The 15,383-nt window shown below is 72.9% G+C and carries 14 protein-coding genes; 5 read left to right on the forward strand and 9 right to left on the reverse strand.

The genetic code is table 11. The features are described 5' to 3' along the window. Positions 1-206: 206 nt before the first annotated feature. Positions 207-1,211, reverse strand: a complete 1,005-nt coding sequence (locus RM540_RS15475; protein ID WP_311665773.1) for a serine hydrolase — start codon at positions 1,209-1,211, stop codon at positions 207-209. 36 nt (positions 1,212-1,247) lie between these two features. Here RM540_RS15475 and RM540_RS15480 point away from each other — a divergent pair, with 36 nt between their 5' ends. Further along, positions 1,248-1,436 (forward strand): zinc ribbon domain-containing protein, encoded by a 189-nt coding sequence (locus RM540_RS15480; protein WP_311665775.1) that lies wholly within the window; start codon positions 1,248-1,250, stop codon positions 1,434-1,436. A 132-nt stretch (positions 1,437-1,568) separates the two neighbouring features. Here RM540_RS15480 and RM540_RS15485 read toward each other — a convergent pair whose 3' ends face one another. From RM540_RS15485 to RM540_RS15495, 3 genes are all read right to left on the reverse strand, one after another. Next, on the reverse strand, positions 1,569-3,515 hold the full coding sequence (locus RM540_RS15485) for a tetratricopeptide repeat protein (protein WP_311665777.1): 1,947 nt from the start codon (positions 3,513-3,515) through the stop codon (positions 1,569-1,571). Positions 3,516-3,737: 222 nt separating this feature from the next. Next, on the reverse strand, positions 3,738-4,070 hold the full coding sequence (locus RM540_RS15490) for a hypothetical protein (protein WP_311665779.1): 333 nt from the start codon (positions 4,068-4,070) through the stop codon (positions 3,738-3,740). Beyond that, a complete protein-coding gene (locus RM540_RS15495; RefSeq protein WP_311665781.1) occupies positions 4,067-4,351 on the reverse strand; it encodes a hypothetical protein in 285 nt (94 codons plus the stop codon). The genes RM540_RS15490 and RM540_RS15495 overlap by 4 nt, the downstream gene beginning before the upstream one ends. Positions 4,352-4,617: 266 nt before the next feature. Here RM540_RS15495 and RM540_RS15500 point away from each other — a divergent pair, with 266 nt between their 5' ends. After that, positions 4,618-7,143 (forward strand): TonB-dependent receptor domain-containing protein, encoded by a 2,526-nt coding sequence (locus tag RM540_RS15500; protein WP_311665783.1) that lies wholly within the window; start codon positions 4,618-4,620, stop codon positions 7,141-7,143. Between the two features lie 287 nt (positions 7,144-7,430). Here RM540_RS15500 and RM540_RS15505 read toward each other — a convergent pair whose 3' ends face one another. After that, complete coding sequence (locus RM540_RS15505) at positions 7,431-9,353, reverse strand: GspE/PulE family protein (RefSeq protein ID WP_311665785.1); 1,923 nt, start codon at positions 9,351-9,353, stop codon at positions 7,431-7,433. A 13-nt stretch (positions 9,354-9,366) separates the two neighbouring features. After that, entirely contained in the window at positions 9,367-10,719 is a 1,353-nt protein-coding gene (locus RM540_RS15510) for a type II secretion system F family protein (RefSeq protein ID WP_311665788.1), read from the reverse strand. Positions 10,720-11,233: 514 nt separating this feature from the next. Here RM540_RS15510 and RM540_RS15515 point away from each other — a divergent pair. Further along, positions 11,234-11,470 carry a hypothetical protein gene (locus RM540_RS15515; protein WP_311665790.1) on the forward strand — a complete coding sequence of 79 codons (237 nt, stop codon included), beginning with the start codon at positions 11,234-11,236 and terminating at the stop codon, positions 11,468-11,470. Positions 11,471-11,555: 85 nt separating this feature from the next. Here RM540_RS15515 and RM540_RS15520 read toward each other — a convergent pair whose 3' ends face one another. From RM540_RS15520 to RM540_RS15530, 3 genes are all read right to left on the reverse strand, one after another. Further along, positions 11,556-11,963 (reverse strand): hypothetical protein, encoded by a 408-nt coding sequence (locus tag RM540_RS15520; protein ID WP_311665792.1) that lies wholly within the window; start codon positions 11,961-11,963, stop codon positions 11,556-11,558. A 192-nt stretch (positions 11,964-12,155) separates the two neighbouring features. Then, entirely contained in the window at positions 12,156-12,566 is a 411-nt protein-coding gene (locus RM540_RS15525; protein WP_311665794.1) for a hypothetical protein, read from the reverse strand. 124 nt (positions 12,567-12,690) lie between these two features. After that, positions 12,691-13,152 (reverse strand): hypothetical protein, encoded by a 462-nt coding sequence (locus RM540_RS15530; protein WP_311665796.1) that lies wholly within the window; start codon positions 13,150-13,152, stop codon positions 12,691-12,693. Between the two features lie 433 nt (positions 13,153-13,585). On the opposite strand from RM540_RS15530, the gene RM540_RS15535 reads away from it, so the two are divergent. Together RM540_RS15535 and RM540_RS15540 are read left to right on the forward strand one after the other, a co-directional pair. Further along, entirely contained in the window at positions 13,586-14,122 is a 537-nt protein-coding gene (locus RM540_RS15535) for a DUF4342 domain-containing protein (protein ID WP_311665798.1), read from the forward strand. Between the two features lie 85 nt (positions 14,123-14,207). Then, a complete protein-coding gene (locus RM540_RS15540; protein WP_311665800.1) occupies positions 14,208-15,005 on the forward strand; it encodes a TIGR02757 family protein in 798 nt (265 codons plus the stop codon). The last annotated feature ends 378 nt before the right edge of the window (positions 15,006-15,383 follow it).

Consider the following 15,383-nt stretch of genomic DNA (forward strand, 5'->3'; position numbering starts at 1 on the left):
CCCTTTGGGTCCGCCCTTTGGGTCCGCCCTTTGGGTCCTACCCCTCTTGGCTGCGCCGACGCTGCGCGGTGGCCAGGAGGGGGACCGCCCTCCAGTTGGCGGCGGCCTCGCCTGTCGCCACCCCGCCCAGACCTGGACCGGGCGGGGCGGGGCGGAACGAATCTGGCACCACGGACCGGCGCGCCCGTACCCCGTACCCCGTACCCTCAGAACCGGTACCGCTCGGACCCGGGCGGGGCGGCCCACGGGCGCCCGGGCTCGAACGTGTCCCAGAGGAGGCACGCGACGGAGCGGACCAGCACGGCGCCCGCGTTGTCCGGCCCGTCCCGCGTGTCGCCCTGGTCGCGCGTGAGGACGGCGGCCACGTACGGGCCGGACGGCGCGTGGACGTAGACCACCTCGGCCCGCGACGCCGCGACCCACCCCTGCTTGCTCGCCACCTGGACGCCCGGCGGCACGGCCCCGACGGCCCCGTCGTCGTAGAACGTCCGCGTGAGGAGCCGGTGCATCTCGAGGTCGGCCGCCGGCGAGACCGCCCCGCCCTCGACGACGCGCTGGACGAGCGCGGCGATCTCGCGCGGCGTCGTCTGGCCCCACCCGTAGGCGGCGTAGGCGTCCTCGCGGCCCGGCGTGCGGCTGTTGAGGCGCGTGGCCTCGAACCCGTGGTCGGCGAGCCAGTCGTTGACCGCCCCGCCCCCGCCGACGAGGTCCTGGAGCCAGAAGCTCGCCGAGTTGTCCGACGCCGAGAGCATCATCTCGATGAGCTGGTGGAGCGCGACCGTCGCGTCCGGCCGGAGCTGCCCGACGAGGCCCACGTCGGGGTGCGGGTAAGGCGGAGCATCCCCGACGCGGAACGTCTGGTCGTACGCCCACCGGCCGGCCTCGACCTGGTCGAACAGCGTGGCCAGGATGGGCACCTTGATCAGGCTCGCCGTCGGGAACCGTTCGTCGGTGCGGAGCGCGGCCTCGCGGCCGGTCGGGAGGTGGCGGACGTAGACGCCGACGGCGCCGTCGAACCCGTCGACCAGGACCTCGACGGCGGCCTGGAGGCCAGCGTCGGGCTGGGCCTCGGGCCAGGGCGGGGCGGGCGCAGAGCGGGCCGGGGCGGACTCCAGCGCGGGGCGGGGCGGGGCGGCCGCGCAGCCGGCGAGGACGAGGGCGCCGCCGACGAGGGACGACGCGGTCAGGAGGAGCGGAGCGGCGGTCGGCACGGGCGCGTAGGCGGGGGTCCACAACCTACGCCGCCCATGTTCGAGGTCGAAGTCGAGCTGTCCTGCCCGTACTGCGCCGCGCCGATCACCATGCTCCTCGACCCCACGGTGCCGGCCCAGCGCTACGTCGAGGACTGCGAGGTGTGCTGCAACCCCATCGAGGTCGCCTACACGGCCAACGACGAGTCGGTCACGAGCCTGGACGCGCGGAGCATCGAGCAGTGAGGGGGATGTTCGCTGCGCTCGCGGGGACGTGGGAACGGGGAGACAGGAACGAGGAAGAGGACGGCCGCCCCGCCCGTCGCCACCGAACGCGGCTGGGGCGGGGCGGCCCTGTCTTTCCCTCTTCCCCAGTCCCTATTCCCTACATCCCTCCCCCTCCCCCGTCGGCAGCGTGACCGTGAACGTGGCCCCCTCGCCCTCGCGGCTGACGACGCCGAGCGTGCCGCCGTGGCCCCCGGTCACGATGTCGTAGGCGAGCGAGAGGCCCAGGCCGGTCCCCTGGCCCGTCGGCTTCGTGGTGAAGAACGGCTCGAACACGCGGGCGCAGTGGGCGAGCGGGATGCCGACGCCGTTGTCGGCCACGCGGATCTCCACCCCGCCCGGGTACCGCTCGGTCGAGATCGTGACGGTGGGCGGCTCGGCCTCTCCGTCGGGCGGGGCGGGGCGGTGGGCGAGCGCGTAGCGGGCGTTGTCGAGGAGGTTCACGAACACGCGCTGGAGCGAGCCCGGCGCCACCTCGACCGGGCCGAGCCCGTCGGCGTAGTGGCGCTCGACGCGGACCGCCCCGCCCGACGGCGCGGCCTCGGCGTCGCGGAACACCGACGAGACGGCCTGCTCGAGGAGCTCGTGGAGGTCGGCCGGCCGGCGCTTGCCGCCCACGTCGCGGACGTGGCCCATGAGGCTCCGGACGATCCCGTCGGCCCGCCGGGCGTGGTCGCGGACGCGGGCCGCGTTGTCGGCGACCGTGTCGAGGTCGTCGCCCAGGCCGTCGAGGTCGCCGGCGTCGACGCGGGCGCGGAGCTCGGACGCGAGCTCGGCGTTGAGCTCGGCGAAGTTGGCGACGAAGTTGAGCGGGTTCTGGATCTCGTGGGCGAGCCCGGCCGAGAGGCGCCCGAGCGAGGCCAGCTTCTCGGCCTGGACGAGCCCGCGCTGGGCCGCCCGGAGGTCGACGAGCGTCCGCTCCAGCTCGGCGTTGGCCGCCCCCAGCTCCTCGGTCCGCAGCCGCGCGATCTCGGCGTCCTGGTGCGCCCGCTCGGCCTCGGCGCGGACCTCCAGCGTCTGGATGCGGCTCCGAGCCTGGGCCGAGAGCAGCGCCTCACGGAGCCGGCTGTACGCGCGGAGGTGGCGGAGGGCCTGGGCGGGGCGGCCCGACCGCTCGTACGCGTCGGCGAGGGCCTCGTGGGCCTGCGCCGCTCGGGGTTCAGCGCCGGTCTCGGCGGCGATGGCAAGGGCCTGTTCGAGCACTCCGACCGCCTCGTCCGCCTGCCCGAGCGCCGTGTACGCGCGCCCCAGGTGGATGAGGCTCGTCGCCTGGGCCTGCCGGTTCCCAATGGCCTCGCGGAGCGCGAGCGCGCGGCGGTGGAAGTCGAGCGAGCCGGCGGGGTCGCCGCGCGACTGCGCGAGCCAGCCCAGGTCGTCGAGCGCGCGGGCCTCCGTCAGCGTGGCGCCCTCCTCGGTCGCCAGCCGGAGGGCCGCCTCGAGGTGGGCCTTGGCCTCGTCGTACCGGCCGAGGTCGCGGAGCGCCCCGCCCAGGACGGTGTGGGCGCGGGCCTGGCCGCCGGCGTTGCCGAGGTCGGCGAAGAGGCGGAGAGCGGCCTCGCCCCGCTCGGTCGCCTCGGCCGGCTGGCCCAGCTCGACGTAGGTGTTCCCCATGATCGTCAGCACCCACGCCTCGCGCTCCCGGTCGCCCAGCGCGCGGGCCGTGCGGAGGTTTTCGAGGGCGATCGCGGCGGCCTCGTCGTAGTGGCCGAGGCTGACGTGGACCGAGGCGAGCGCGCCGAGCACGAGCGACCGCCCCGCCAGGTCGCCCAGCGGCTCGAGCGCGGCGAGCGCACGCGTCAGGTGGTCGAGCGCCGCCTCGTGGTCCGACGTGAGGTAGAGCCCGAACCCCTCGTACCCCTCCGCCTGCGCCGCCGTCCGCTCGTCGCCCTCGGCCTCGGCCGCCGCGCGGGCCTCGCGGGCCAGGCGGATCAGGAGATCGGGGCGATCGGGGACGTGGGCCGCCGCCGCCTCCAGGAGCGTCTCGCCCCGCCCGCTAGGGGCGGCGTCGGCGGGCGGGGCGGGGTCGGGGGCGGCGGACACGGCCGGTCCTACGCGCGGGCGGGGTGGCGGTGTCCCGGCAAACGGCGAGCGGAAGACGACCGCCCCGCCCCCAGAACGCGAGGGCGGGGCGGGACGCCGTAGGGGCGACCGGCGGTCGCCCGTGCGACGTCGGTGGTTGCGAGGGCGGGGCGGGTGGGGACGAGCCGCCTTACCGCCGCGTCCAGAGCGGCCCCCGCCCGAACAGGCCCCGCCCGTGGAACGTCACCGAGGGGACCACGACCACGTTGCGGTCGCGGAGGCCGAGGGGTCCCGGAACACGCCCACCTCGGCGCTCACGCCGGCCCGGGCCGTCCCCACGCGGAGCCCTCCGAACCCGCCCACGGTTGGCCCGTCGCGCGCGGCGTCCGGACCGAGGGGAACCGTCGCGAACCCGCGGAGGCCGCCGTACGGGGCGATCAGGCCGCCGCCCCGCCCTGAGACCAGGACCGTCGCCTCGCCGTAGGCGTGCCCCCCGGCGTTGAGCACGCCGCCCCCGCCCGACACCGCGACCGCGACCGGCCCCGCGTCGGCCGTCAGCCGGTTCTTGTAGGTCACGCCGATCCCGGTCCCCCGACGAGGCGGACGCCCACGTCGGACCGCTCGGTGACACCGACCCGGACCTCGGCGTCGAGCGACATGTAGCCCGCGCCGGACTCGTCGCTGGGGCAGTCCCCCTCGCACCCGCCGCTCACACCGAACGGGCTGTCGATGGGGACGAACTGGGCCGACTGCGAGACGACGAGCGTCCCCTCCGGCGCCGTCTCGGCCGTCTGGCCGACGCTGTAAGGGAGGCACCCGGCGAGGGCCAGGGGGAGGGCGAGGGCGAGGGCGCGCATGGGCGGGTCGGGAGGGCGTCTCAAGAGTAGGCTGAGCCCCCCCCGGAACGCCTTGGTGCAAACGCACTAGCCCTTCCCGCACGGGCGGGGCGCGACGTCGCCTGAAACCGCCCGCCGCCCCGCCCGCACGGACCGCCCCGCCCGCGGCTCGTCACCCGAGCGTGCGGCTGGTCGGCAGGGGCCGCCCGTCGGCGAATCCGCACCGGCCCCGCGCAACTCGCCGCCGCTTCTCCCGTTGGGCCGGCCTCCCCTTTCCGCCCCGCCCGATGCTCCCTTCGGTACGCCCCGCCCTCGCCGCGGTCCTCCTGCTCCTCGCCCTCCCCGCCCTCGCCCAGCCGGGCGAGCGGCCGGCGGGGTCCGTCGTCGCGACGGTCGTCGACGCCGAGACGGGCGCGCCGCTGCCGCAGGCGACCGTCGCCCTGTACGGCGCCGCCGACTCGTCGTTCGTCACGGGCGGGGCGGCCGACGCCGACGGCCGCGTGACCATCGACGGCGTCGGGGCGGGGCGGTACCAAGCCCGCGTCAGCTTTATCGGGTACACGACGCAGCGCGTCGACGGCGTCGAGGTGGCGGCCGGCGCGCCGACGGACTTGGGCGAGGTCCGCCTGGCGTCGGGCGCCGAGGTGCTCGGCGAGGCCGAGGTCACGGCCCGCCGCGACTTCGTCGAGCAGCAGGCGGACCGGACCGTCTACAACGTCCAGGAGCAGGCGGTGACGGCCGGCGGGAGCGCCATCGAGACGCTCCAGACGCTCCCCTCGCTCGAGGTCGACACGGACGGCAACGTCTCGCTCCGCGGCAACCAGAACGTGGTCATCCAGATCGACGGCCGGCCCGTCCCGGTGCGCGGCGCGTTCCTGGCCGCGCTCCTCCGCCAGATCCCGGCCGACAAGGTCGAGCGCGTCGAGGTCATCCCGAACCCGTCGGCGAAGTATGAGCCCGACGGCATGGGCGGGATCGTCAACATCGTGCTCGTCGAGGGGACGGACCGCGGGCTCTCGGGCGGGCTCACGCTGGGCGGCGGGACCGAGTTGTCGGGCCAGGCCGGCGCCAACCTCGCCTACCAAAAGGGGAAGTGGGACCTCAGCGGCCAGTACGGGTACCGCTACAACGAGCGGCCCACGTCCTTCCTCGGGAGCGTCCGCGCCCTCGACGGCTCCTTCGCGCTCCTCTCGGACGGGGCCAACGAGCGGGACGAGTCGTCCCACTTTTTCAACGGCTCGGCCACGTACGAGCTCGCGGACAAGACGACGCTGTCGGCCGAGGGCTCGTTCGGGCTCCGCTCGGGCGGCCAGGACGGGCGCACGCTGTTCGAGCGGACGACGAACGGGGGCGCCCCCGCCCTCACCACGCGCGAGACCGACAACGACACCGACGGCCTCAACGGCGACCTCGCGCTCGTCTTCCGGCGCCAGTTCGCCGACGCCGCCGGGGGCGGGGCGGCCGAGGGCGGCGGCGGGCGCCGCGGCGGCTGGGGCGGGCGGGGCGGACCGCGCGGCGGCGGCGGCACGCAGAGCGGTCACGAGCTGGCCCTCGAAACCCGCTACACCCGGTTCGACAACGAGGACCTCGGCCTGTTCACCGACCTCGTGACGGGCGACGTGCTCACGGGCGTCCAGAGCCAGACGGCCGACGAGACGACCGACGAGGCCTCGTTCCAGGCCGACTACACGCGGCCGGTCGGGGCGCTCAAGCTCGAGGTCGGCGCGAAGGCCAACGCGGAGTGGGTGGCCAGCGACAGCGACGTGCAGTCCGGCGACGACATGGGCAGCCTCGTCCCGGACCTCGACCAGACGAACGCGTTCGACTACGACCGCCAGATCCTGGCCGGCTACGTCCAGGGCGCCCACCCGCTCGGGCCGGTCCAGGTCCAGGTCGGGCTCCGCGCCGAGGTGGCCCGCCGAAACTTCGACCTGAGGACGCCGCTACCGCCCGGGGCCAGCACCTTCTTCGACCCCGACGCCCCGACCGACCAGACCTACACGAGCCTGTTCCCGAGCGCCTTCGTGACGTACGCGCTCGCCCCCGGCACGCTCGTCAAGGGCGCGTACTCGCGCCGCGTCGAGCGCCCGCGGACGTTCTTCCTCAACCCGTTCCCGGACCTCTCCGACACCACGTCCGTCCGCGTCGGCAACCCGACGCTCCGGCCCGAATACACCGACTCGTACGAGCTCACGCTCCAGTACAAGTTTTTCGCCACGCTCACCCCGTTCCTCCGCCACACCACCGACGCCATCACGCGGCGCGCCCGCGTGGACCCCGAGACGGGCAGGAGCGTGTTCACGGTCTCCAACCTGGACTCGCAGACGAACTACGGCGCTGACCTCACGCTGTTCGGCCAGCTCGGCCCGGTCCGCGGGTTCGTCTCGGGCAGCCTCTACCAGGCTGTCCTGACGGACCCCACGTCGACCCGCAACGTCGACGCCCTCGCCTACAACGCGCGGACGAGCCTCCAGGTCAAGGTCCGCGAGGGGACCGACCTCCAGGCGTTCGTGTTCTACAACGGCCCCCAGCAGTCGGTCGACGGCGAGCGCAAGGGGTTCGCGTTCTCGACGCTCGGGCTCAACCAGCGGATCACGGAGCAGCTCTCGCTGGCCGCCCGCGTCAACGACCCGTTCGGGCTGGCGAAGTTCGAGTTCGTGACCGACGACGGCGCCGTCATCCGCGACTCGTCGTTCGACCCGTCCATCCGCCAGGCCTCGTTCACGCTCACCTACACGTTCGGCTCGAACCAGCAGCGGCCCCAGCAGCAGCAGCCCCAGGGCGGCGGCCTCGACGACGGGTTCGGGATCTGAGCGGGTGACGAGTGACGGGCAACGGGTGACGGGCAAGAGGAGCGCCCCGCCCCGCCCGCCGCTCGCTTCGCACGGGCGGGGCGGCGGCCACGGGCGGGGCGGCCACCGACACCACCCCGCCCCAGGCACCACCCCGCCCACCGTGCGGTGCGGGCGGGGCGGTCGCGGACTCCGCCCCGGCCCGGATACAGACCGCCCTGTGGTTCGGAGCCGCGCCGACGCTCGCGCGGGCGGGGCGGTTGGTTTGCCACCCCGTCCGTCACTCTTCACCCGTCACCCGTTGCCCGCTAGTGCTCCCCGCCCGCCACGCGGAGCATCTCCTCGACCGACACCTCGCCGCGCTCGACGAGCACGCGGGCCGAGGCGCCCAGCGTGAGCATGCCTTCGGACTCCGCGATCTCGCGGATCTCGTTCTCGTTGACTTCCTCGCCGGCCCCGACGATCGCCGCCTGGATGGCCGGCGTAAAGTAGAGGGCCTCGGCGCAGGCCCGGCGGCCCTTGTAGCCCTTCCCCTTGCACGTCGGGCACGCCCCGCTCGTGCGCGCCTGGTAGAACGTCGTGCCCTCGATCTGCTCGGGCGTGAACCCGAGCTCGCCCAGGAGCAGCGCGTCGGGCTCCGTCTCGACCTCCTTGCACGCCGGGCACAGCGTACGGATGAGGCGCTGGGCCACGACGAGGTTGATGGCGTAGGCGATGAGGAACGGCTCGAGCCCCATCTTGTAGAGCCGGCTGACCGCGCTCGGCGCGTCGTTCGTGTGGAGCGTGCTGAAGGTGAGGTGGCCCGTGTTGGCCAGCTTGATCGCGAGCTCGGCCGTGTCCTTGTCGCGCATCTCGCCCACCATGACCACGTCAGGGTCGTGGCGGAGGATGGCCCGGAGCGCCTGCTCAAGCGAGAGTTTGTGCGAGAGCTTGATCTGGCGGACGCCCGGGATGATGTACTCGACCGGGTCCTCGACCGTCAGCACGTTGACCTCGGGCGTGACCACGTTCGAGAGCGCCGCGACCAGCGTGGTCGACTTGCCCGAGCCCGTCGGGCCGGTCAGGATGACCATCCCGTGCGGCTGGCGGATGGCCTTGTTGAACTGCTTCAGCGCACCCTCCAGGAGCCCCAGCTTGCCCAGGTCCGTGATCACCTTCCGGTCGTCCAGGATTCGGATGACGATGCTCTCGGCGCGGACTTCGGGGTTGGCGTTCGCGATCGGCAGGATCGAGACGCGGTAGCGGATGAGCGTGCCGTCGACCTTCCGCTGGATGAAGCCGTCCTGGGCCATGTCGCGCTCGAAGCGGTCGACGTTGAGGGCCGCGTCCTTGAACACGGCCAGGAGCGCCTCGGGGTGGCCGCGGTCCTCGGTGTGCCAGTGCTGGAGCCGGCCGTCGGTGCGAAAGTGGACCTCGGTCTTGCGCTGGGCGTTGGGCCAGATGTGGATGTCGGAGGCGCCCAGGCGGACGCCCTCGATGAGGATGGCCTCGGTCAGGTTGAGGAGCGCCGACTGCGAGATCTCGGCCTCCAGCGCCTCCTCGTCGACCAGCGTCTTTTCGCCGCTCTCGAACGAGACCCCGTAGTCCACGTCGGGGCCGGTGCTCTCGGCGAGCCGTTCGAGGTACTCGTTCTTGCGCGGGAATGCCTCGGCGATGACGGCCTCGACGACCGCGCCCGGCGCGTAGCACACCTCGAACTTTTCGAGCCCGAGCCCGTCGATCACCCGCTGCAGCTCGGGCCGCATCGGGTCTTCGGTGACGAAGACGAGCTTGAGCACGCCCGAGGGCTGGTCCTGGGCGTAGGCGTAGGGGACGCACCCCAGCCCGACCAGCTTGTCGCCGACCGCGCTCTCGAACGACTCGATGACCGTCTTGGCGAACCCGGCCTCCGGCGGCCGGTCCCCCACCGGCGCCAGACGGAAGGCGTAGGTCGCCGCGGCCTGCTCGAACACGCGGTCGCGGTCGACGCTGTCGACGTCGACGAGCGCGCGCCAGAGCGGCTGCCGCCCACCGATCGCCTTGCGCGCGGCCTCGGCCGCCGTCACCTCCTCGGCCGACACTGCGCCGCGCCGGAGCAGCGCCTGCACGACGCGGTCCTGGACCTGGGCGTACTGCGCGCCCTGCACGGCCGGCACCGCCCCGCCCGCGCCGGGGGGCGTGCCCTTCGGCGGGGGCGGGGCGGCAGAACCCGGCGCCGACGGCCGGGAAAACGGGGAGGTGAGCGTGGGCATGAGGGCGCGGGGCTTACATCCCCATGAGGTCGGACGAGGACGGGCGGATCATGGCGGTCTCGGCCGAGAGCACCGTCAGGAACCCGACCATGAGGCCGATAAAGAGCCCGACGAAGGTCTGGATGGTCTCGACGGCCGCCTTCAGCTTGAGCGTCGTCTCGCGCTCGTAGTAGTCGGCCATCTGCTGCGCGCTCTTGCGCACGGCGCCGGTCTCGGCGCCGGTCTTGAAGCGCGAGAGCGTCATCGGCGTGAACACCTGGGCCGCGTCCATCGCCTTGACGAGGTCGGTGCCCTGCCCCATCATCATGGGGATCGTGATCGTCTTGATCTGGTGCTCCATGTAGCGGTTGCCGCACGCCTCGGCGGCCACCTTGATCACGTCGAGGTTCTCGCCCGACCCGCTGTAGAGGATGGCGAACACGCGGGCAAAGACCTCGATGTTCAGCTTGTGCAGGAGCGGCCCCACGACCGGGATCCGGATCATGTACTTGGCCGCCATGAACTGGCCCTTCGGCGATCGGAAGTAGGCCACGAGCCCGACCACGACGGCCAGCAGGACCACGGCGAGCACGCCGATCCACTCGTCGAGGAACGCGGAGAAGGCGAGCGAGAACGTGGTCAGCGGCGGGAGCTCGATGCCCTCGAAGGAGGCGAAGAGCCCGGCCGTCTGGGGCACGATCGACCACACGTACCAGATGAACACGCCGATCGTGGCGACGATCGTCATGGCCGGCGAGATGAGCGCGCTGCGGACCGACTTGCGGAACTCGTCCTTGCGCTCGAGGAACCGGGCCGTCGACTCGTAGATCTCGGCCATGTTGCCCGACGTCGACGCCACGCCGAGCATGTAGGCCGTGAACGTGCCCAGCTTGTCCTGGTGCTTCATGAACGCCTGCTTCGCCTCCATCCCGCCCTTGAGGTCGGAGTTGATGTCGCGGAGCACGGCCTTCAGCGAGTTCGACGAGATGTCGGCCATGAGCAGGTTCATGACCTCGGTGAACGCCATCTTCTCCATGAGGAGGTTGGCGGCCAGCCGCACGAACATGATGACGTCGCCGGTGGCCGGCTTCGACTGGTAGTTGAAGAGCGCCTTGCGCACGGCCACGACTTCGAGCCCCATCCGCTCGAGCGCCGAGCGGATCTCGTCCTCGGCGTACGCCTTCTGCTCGCCCTTGACCTCCTTCCCCGAGGGGTGTTTGACCTTGTACCGGAAGAGCATGCGCTCTTCCAGGTCGCGGAGGGCGAACGCGTGCTTCTCGGAGAGCGACTCGACCTTCTGCGACGCCGCCTTCTTGTTCGGCGCGTAGACCGTCCCCTGGACGGTCTGGCCGCTGCCGGACGTGCCGGTGAATCGGAACTCTGCCATAGGTGTGGGGCGGACCCAAGGGGGCGGGGCGGCGGAGGTATCGGGCGGCCAAGCGGGCGGGTTAAGCGGCGCGCGGGCGCCGACGACCACCCCGCCCCCGACGACGGGCGGGACCACCGGCGGCGCACCACCACCCCGCCCGCCGGACACACAAAGGCGGGCACGTGGGCGGGGCGGTCATCGTCCGTCTCGGCGGGTCGGGCGGGGTGGCGAGGGCGGCGGCATGGGCGACCGCCGAGGAGGGCGACCGCCGGTCGCCCCTACGAGGGGGCAGGTTGTGGATGGGGCGGGGTTTATCCGTAAATCCCCGACCCCATGCGCTCCCGCCGCTCCGTCCGCCTGCCCACTCACGACTACGTTGGACCCGGTGCTTACTTCGTGACCCTCTGTACCGCCAGGCGAGCCCGCCTCTTCGGGGAAATCAACGGCGGGAAAGCCTGGCTGAGTGCGGCGGGGCGGATCGTCCAGAACGAGTGGGAACGGCCGAGACGGCGCCCTGTCGGGCGCGGGCGGGGTGGTCGGACCGCGGCCCCGCTCGCTCGGCGCGTTCGTCGGCGGGTTCAAGGCGTCCGTTACGCGGCGCGTCCGCCGCGAGTGCGGTGCGCCCAACCTCGCCGTCTGGCAGCGGAGCTATTGGGACCGCGTCGTCCGAACCGAGCGGGAGGTGGAGGCCGTACGCCGGTACATCCACGAGAACCCCGAGCGGTGGCACGACGACCGTCTCCACCCCGCGCATCCGCCCCGCCCGTAGGGGCGACCGGCGGTCCCCCGTCTCACCCACACCCCACGACCGCCCCGCCCACAGACGGCACCCCGTATCTGCCGCCCCGCCCGGGTTACAGCACGATGTCGCCGTCGAACGAGACGTGGCTCGAGTCCACAGAGTAGTCGCGGACGTAGACGCGGATCCCGATCCCGGGGCGCCGGTCGCTCACGCCCGTCACCTCGAGCGTGCGCTCCGACGCGGCCGTGACGGCAAACCGGCCGCGCACGGTTTCGGGGCCGAGCGCGAGCGTTTCGAGGCCGTTCTCGGCCAGCCCCTCGTACGACTGGTTGCCCCCGCTGTACGGGTCCATCGTCGCCTTCCACTGGACTGCGCTCGTGGCGATCGTGAGGCCGCGGTCGAGGAGGCCATCGGCCTCGTCCTGCTGGTAGCCCCGCTCGAGGACGGTGAACGCGCCGACGGTGGCGATGCCGACCAGGACGACGCTGATGACGAGGAGGAGGAGCTGCTGCTGTCCCATGACGGAAACGCTAGGCGGGGCGCCGGAGAGCCGGCGGGAGGACGGAAAACGCGCCAGCCCGTGCGGGCGGGGCGGGGTGGACTCGCACCCACGTCTCGCGTCAAATCCCGAACCCTACCCGCCCCCGCCGCTGCCCACGCATATGGTCCCGCCGTTTGTCCGCCCCGCCCCCGCTGCGGGCGGGGTGATGCCCTAGTTCCCGAGCGCCCCGGCCGAGTTGGCCGTCGTCGCGACGTGACCGGGCTCCGTGCCGGTGATTTCGACCGTGACGGCGTTACCGGGGTACGTGCCCTCGGCCGTGAGGACGCCACCGGCGAGCGTGAACGTGCCGCTGGAGGTGGCGTAGGTGCCGTCGTCCTGGACGGTGTAGCCGATCCTCGTGAACGTGGCGTCGGTCCAGTCCTCGCCCTCGCCGGGGCCGCCGAAGACGGACGGCTTGAGGCTCCAGATCTGGACGTCGGACGCGATGCGCACGCCGCCGTTTACGAGCGCGTCGAGGTTCGCCTTCTTCTGGTTCTCGGAGAACGCCTCAACGCCGACGACGACGGCCAGTCCGACGATGACGATGCCGAGGACGAGGAGGAGGAGTTGCTGCTGTCCCAAGTGAGTGTGCGTCTGAGGATCTAAACATGAACGCGGAGCCCCTCCCGGACCTAGATCCGGGGGGGGCTCCGAGGCTTACCGCCTCATATAGATGCGGCGGCTCAGCTGGTGGAATCATGCCGCCTTAAGCACCGGCACCGGCACCCGGGCAAGCTTCCGTGCTGGTGGCGACTACCGTCGTGATGTTGTTAGGGGTCGTGCCGTCGACGGTGATCGTGATAAGGTTGTCGCTGTCCGCGTTGCAACCAGTGATCACAGCCGAACCCGTCCCGGGCTCGCCGGGAGCCACCGTCATGTTGAAGACGCCATTCAAGTTGCCGTAGGCATTCGCCCCCGCGCCGTTCGTGTTCATCGTGTAGCCGAGGTCACCAAAGTCGAGGTTCTCAAAATTCCCGTCGCCACCACCGAAGGCAGCGGGCTTGAGGATCCACGCCTGAACATCGGAGGCGATGCGGACACCGTCGTTGACGAGCGCGTCGGAGTTGGCCTTCTTCTGGTTCTCGCCGAAGGCCTGGATGCCGACGACGACGGCGAGGCCGACGATGACGATGCCGAGGACGAGGAGGAGGAGTTGCTGCTGTCCCATGAGTGTGGGGGGGGTTGTGTGCGAGGGCGGGGCGCCCAGGGAGTCGAGTGCCCCCGCGGAGAGCCCTCGGGGGGAGCGGTCGTACAGGACCGCCGCTGATGGCCGATCCCCCCTGCGAGCCCCGTGCCGGATCGGCCGGCCACCCCGCCCCGCCCTCGGTTCGACCTTCAAGCGCGGGCGGTGTCGCCCTCGCATGCGGTTTCCGCGCCCTAACCGCACGTTGGCCCCACCCCGCCCCACCGCCGGGCCGGGCGGGGCGGCGGCGGGCGCCGTTCCCTTTCGGAACAACTCGGGCAGAATCGCCCGGGGCGGGGCGGCGGTCGACGCCGGGCGGCGCGCGCTGGAGGTGGGCGGGGCGGCCGCGCTCGGCGGCGCCCGAAGGAACCCCCGCGCGCCCTCAGCCGTGGGCTCCCCCCATTCTCCCCTCCCGCCAATGCCCGCCCCGCCCAACGACGACAAGACCCTTGAGACCGAGGCTACGCGCCTCGCCGACACCGCCCGCGACAAGGCCGAGGAGGCGTTCGAGGAGGTGAAGCTGGCCTCCAACGAGCTCGTCGACACCGTCCGCTCCTACATCGAGGACGCCAACGTCAAGCACGTCAAGATCCAGAAGGAGGGGCGGACGCTCCTCGAGATCCCCATGACGGTCGGCGTCGGGGCCGGGGCCGCCGCGCTCCTGTTCAACCCCGTGCTCTCGGCCGTGGGCGCGCTCGCCGCGCTCGTCTCCGACGTCACCATCGTCGTCGAGCGGACGACGGACGCTGGCGGCGCGTCGGGCGAGGCCGTCGAGAACGTGAACCACCCGTCGGGCTCCGCCACGGGCTCCGCGGCCTCGGGCACGTCGGCAGCTTCGTCCGGCACAACGTCCTCCTCCGACAAGACCGCTTCGCCTGGTAAGCCCGGCGCCTCCGGCAAGCCGTCCGCCTCCGGCGGCTCGAAGACGGTCGGCCGCTCGTCCGACGACGCGTAAGCCGTCTCGTCCGTCGTGTGTCGAGGGCCGCTCTCCGGGGCGGCCCTCGCTCGTTTCTAGCCGCCCCGCCCTTTCTGATTTGCCCGTGGCCTCGCCTGCCGCCCCGCCCCGCCCCGACGATCTCCGCGAGACGCTGGACGCCCTCGTGCTCCGGTACGAGCGGCCCGCGTTCATCGCCGACGACCCCGTCTCGGTCCCCCACGCGTTCGACGACCCGGCGGACCAGGAGATCGCCGGGCTCGTGGCCGCGCTCCTCGCGTGGGGCCGGCGCTCGACGATCCTGTCCAAGCTGGCCGAGTGGGTCGAGCGAGTCGACGGCCGCCCCCACCGCTTCGTCCGCGACTTCCGGGCGGGGCGGGACGCGTGGCGGCTCGACGGGTTCAAGCACCGGACGTTCTCGTCGGCCGACGCCGTCGCGCTGACCACGTCGCTCCGGGCGGTCCTGGAGGCGTACGGGTCGCTCGGCGCCCTGTTCGCGTCGGGCATGGGCGGGGCGGCCGACGTCGGCCCGGGCATCCAGCGGTTTTCGGACACCCTCCTGACGATCGTGCCGGAGGCCGGCCTCCGGCGGAAGCACCTGGCGCGGCCGTCGACGGGGAGCGCGTGCAAGCGGCTGGCCATGTACGCCCGCTGGATGACGCGGCCCGGCCCGGTCGACCTGGGCCTGTGGGCGGGCGTGCGGGCGGACCAGCTCGTCATTCCGCTCGATGTCCACACAGGCCGGCAGGCCCGGCGCCTCGGCCTCCTCACGCGCCGCGCCGACGACTGGCGCGCCGTCCAGGAGCTGACGGCCGCGTGCCGCGCGTTCGACGCCGACGACCCCGCCCGCTACGACTTCGCCTTGTTCGGCGTGGGCGTCTACGAGGGCGGGGAGATCGGGTAGGGGATTCGGGGTTCGGGCAAGATGACCGCCCCGCCCGCGGACGCGAGGGCGGGGTGGTTGTCCGGGAGGTGCATGCAACGGCGTCGGGCGACGGCGTCCGGGCGGGGCGGTGCCGATCGGAACGGGGCGGGGCGGCGGCGTACCCAACCGCCCCGCCCACGTCGGACGCGACGAGCCGCGCCCCTACGGGTGCTTGTCGTTGGGCGGGGCGGCGCTTTTCTCCGACCGCCGCGCCCACCCAACAACCACCCCTACCCCCTCTTGGCTGCGCCGTCTCTTCGGGGTGGCCAGGAGGCGGACTGCCGTCGCCTCCAGTTGACGGCGGCCTCAACCCTCACCGCCCCGCCCAGGTGTGAATGGGCGGGGCGGAACAAAACC

Source organism: Rubrivirga litoralis (assembly GCF_031846415.1).
Classification (GTDB): Bacteria; Bacteroidota; Rhodothermia; order Rhodothermales; family Rubricoccaceae; genus Rubrivirga; species Rubrivirga litoralis.

Bases quoted from the DNA above. Each gene is read 5' to 3' on its own strand.
- RM540_RS15480 (WP_311665775.1), top strand. From the start codon at position 1,248: ATGTTCGAGGTCGAAGTCGAGCTGTCCTGCCCGTACTGCGCCGCGCCG.
- RM540_RS15495 (WP_311665781.1), bottom strand. From the start codon at position 4,351: ATGCGCGCCCTCGCCCTCGCCCTCCCCCTGGCCCTCGCCGGGTGCCTC.
- RM540_RS15500 (WP_311665783.1), top strand. From the start codon at position 4,618: ATGCTCCCTTCGGTACGCCCCGCCCTCGCCGCGGTCCTCCTGCTCCTC.
- RM540_RS15505 (WP_311665785.1), bottom strand. From the start codon at position 9,353: ATGCCCACGCTCACCTCCCCGTTTTCCCGGCCGTCGGCGCCGGGTTCT.
- RM540_RS15510 (WP_311665788.1), bottom strand. From the start codon at position 10,719: ATGGCAGAGTTCCGATTCACCGGCACGTCCGGCAGCGGCCAGACCGTC.
- RM540_RS15520 (WP_311665792.1), bottom strand. From the start codon at position 11,963: ATGGGACAGCAGCAGCTCCTCCTCCTCGTCATCAGCGTCGTCCTGGTC.
- RM540_RS15530 (WP_311665796.1), bottom strand. From the start codon at position 13,152: ATGGGACAGCAGCAACTCCTCCTCCTCGTCCTCGGCATCGTCATCGTC.
- RM540_RS15535 (WP_311665798.1), top strand. From the start codon at position 13,586: ATGCCCGCCCCGCCCAACGACGACAAGACCCTTGAGACCGAGGCTACG.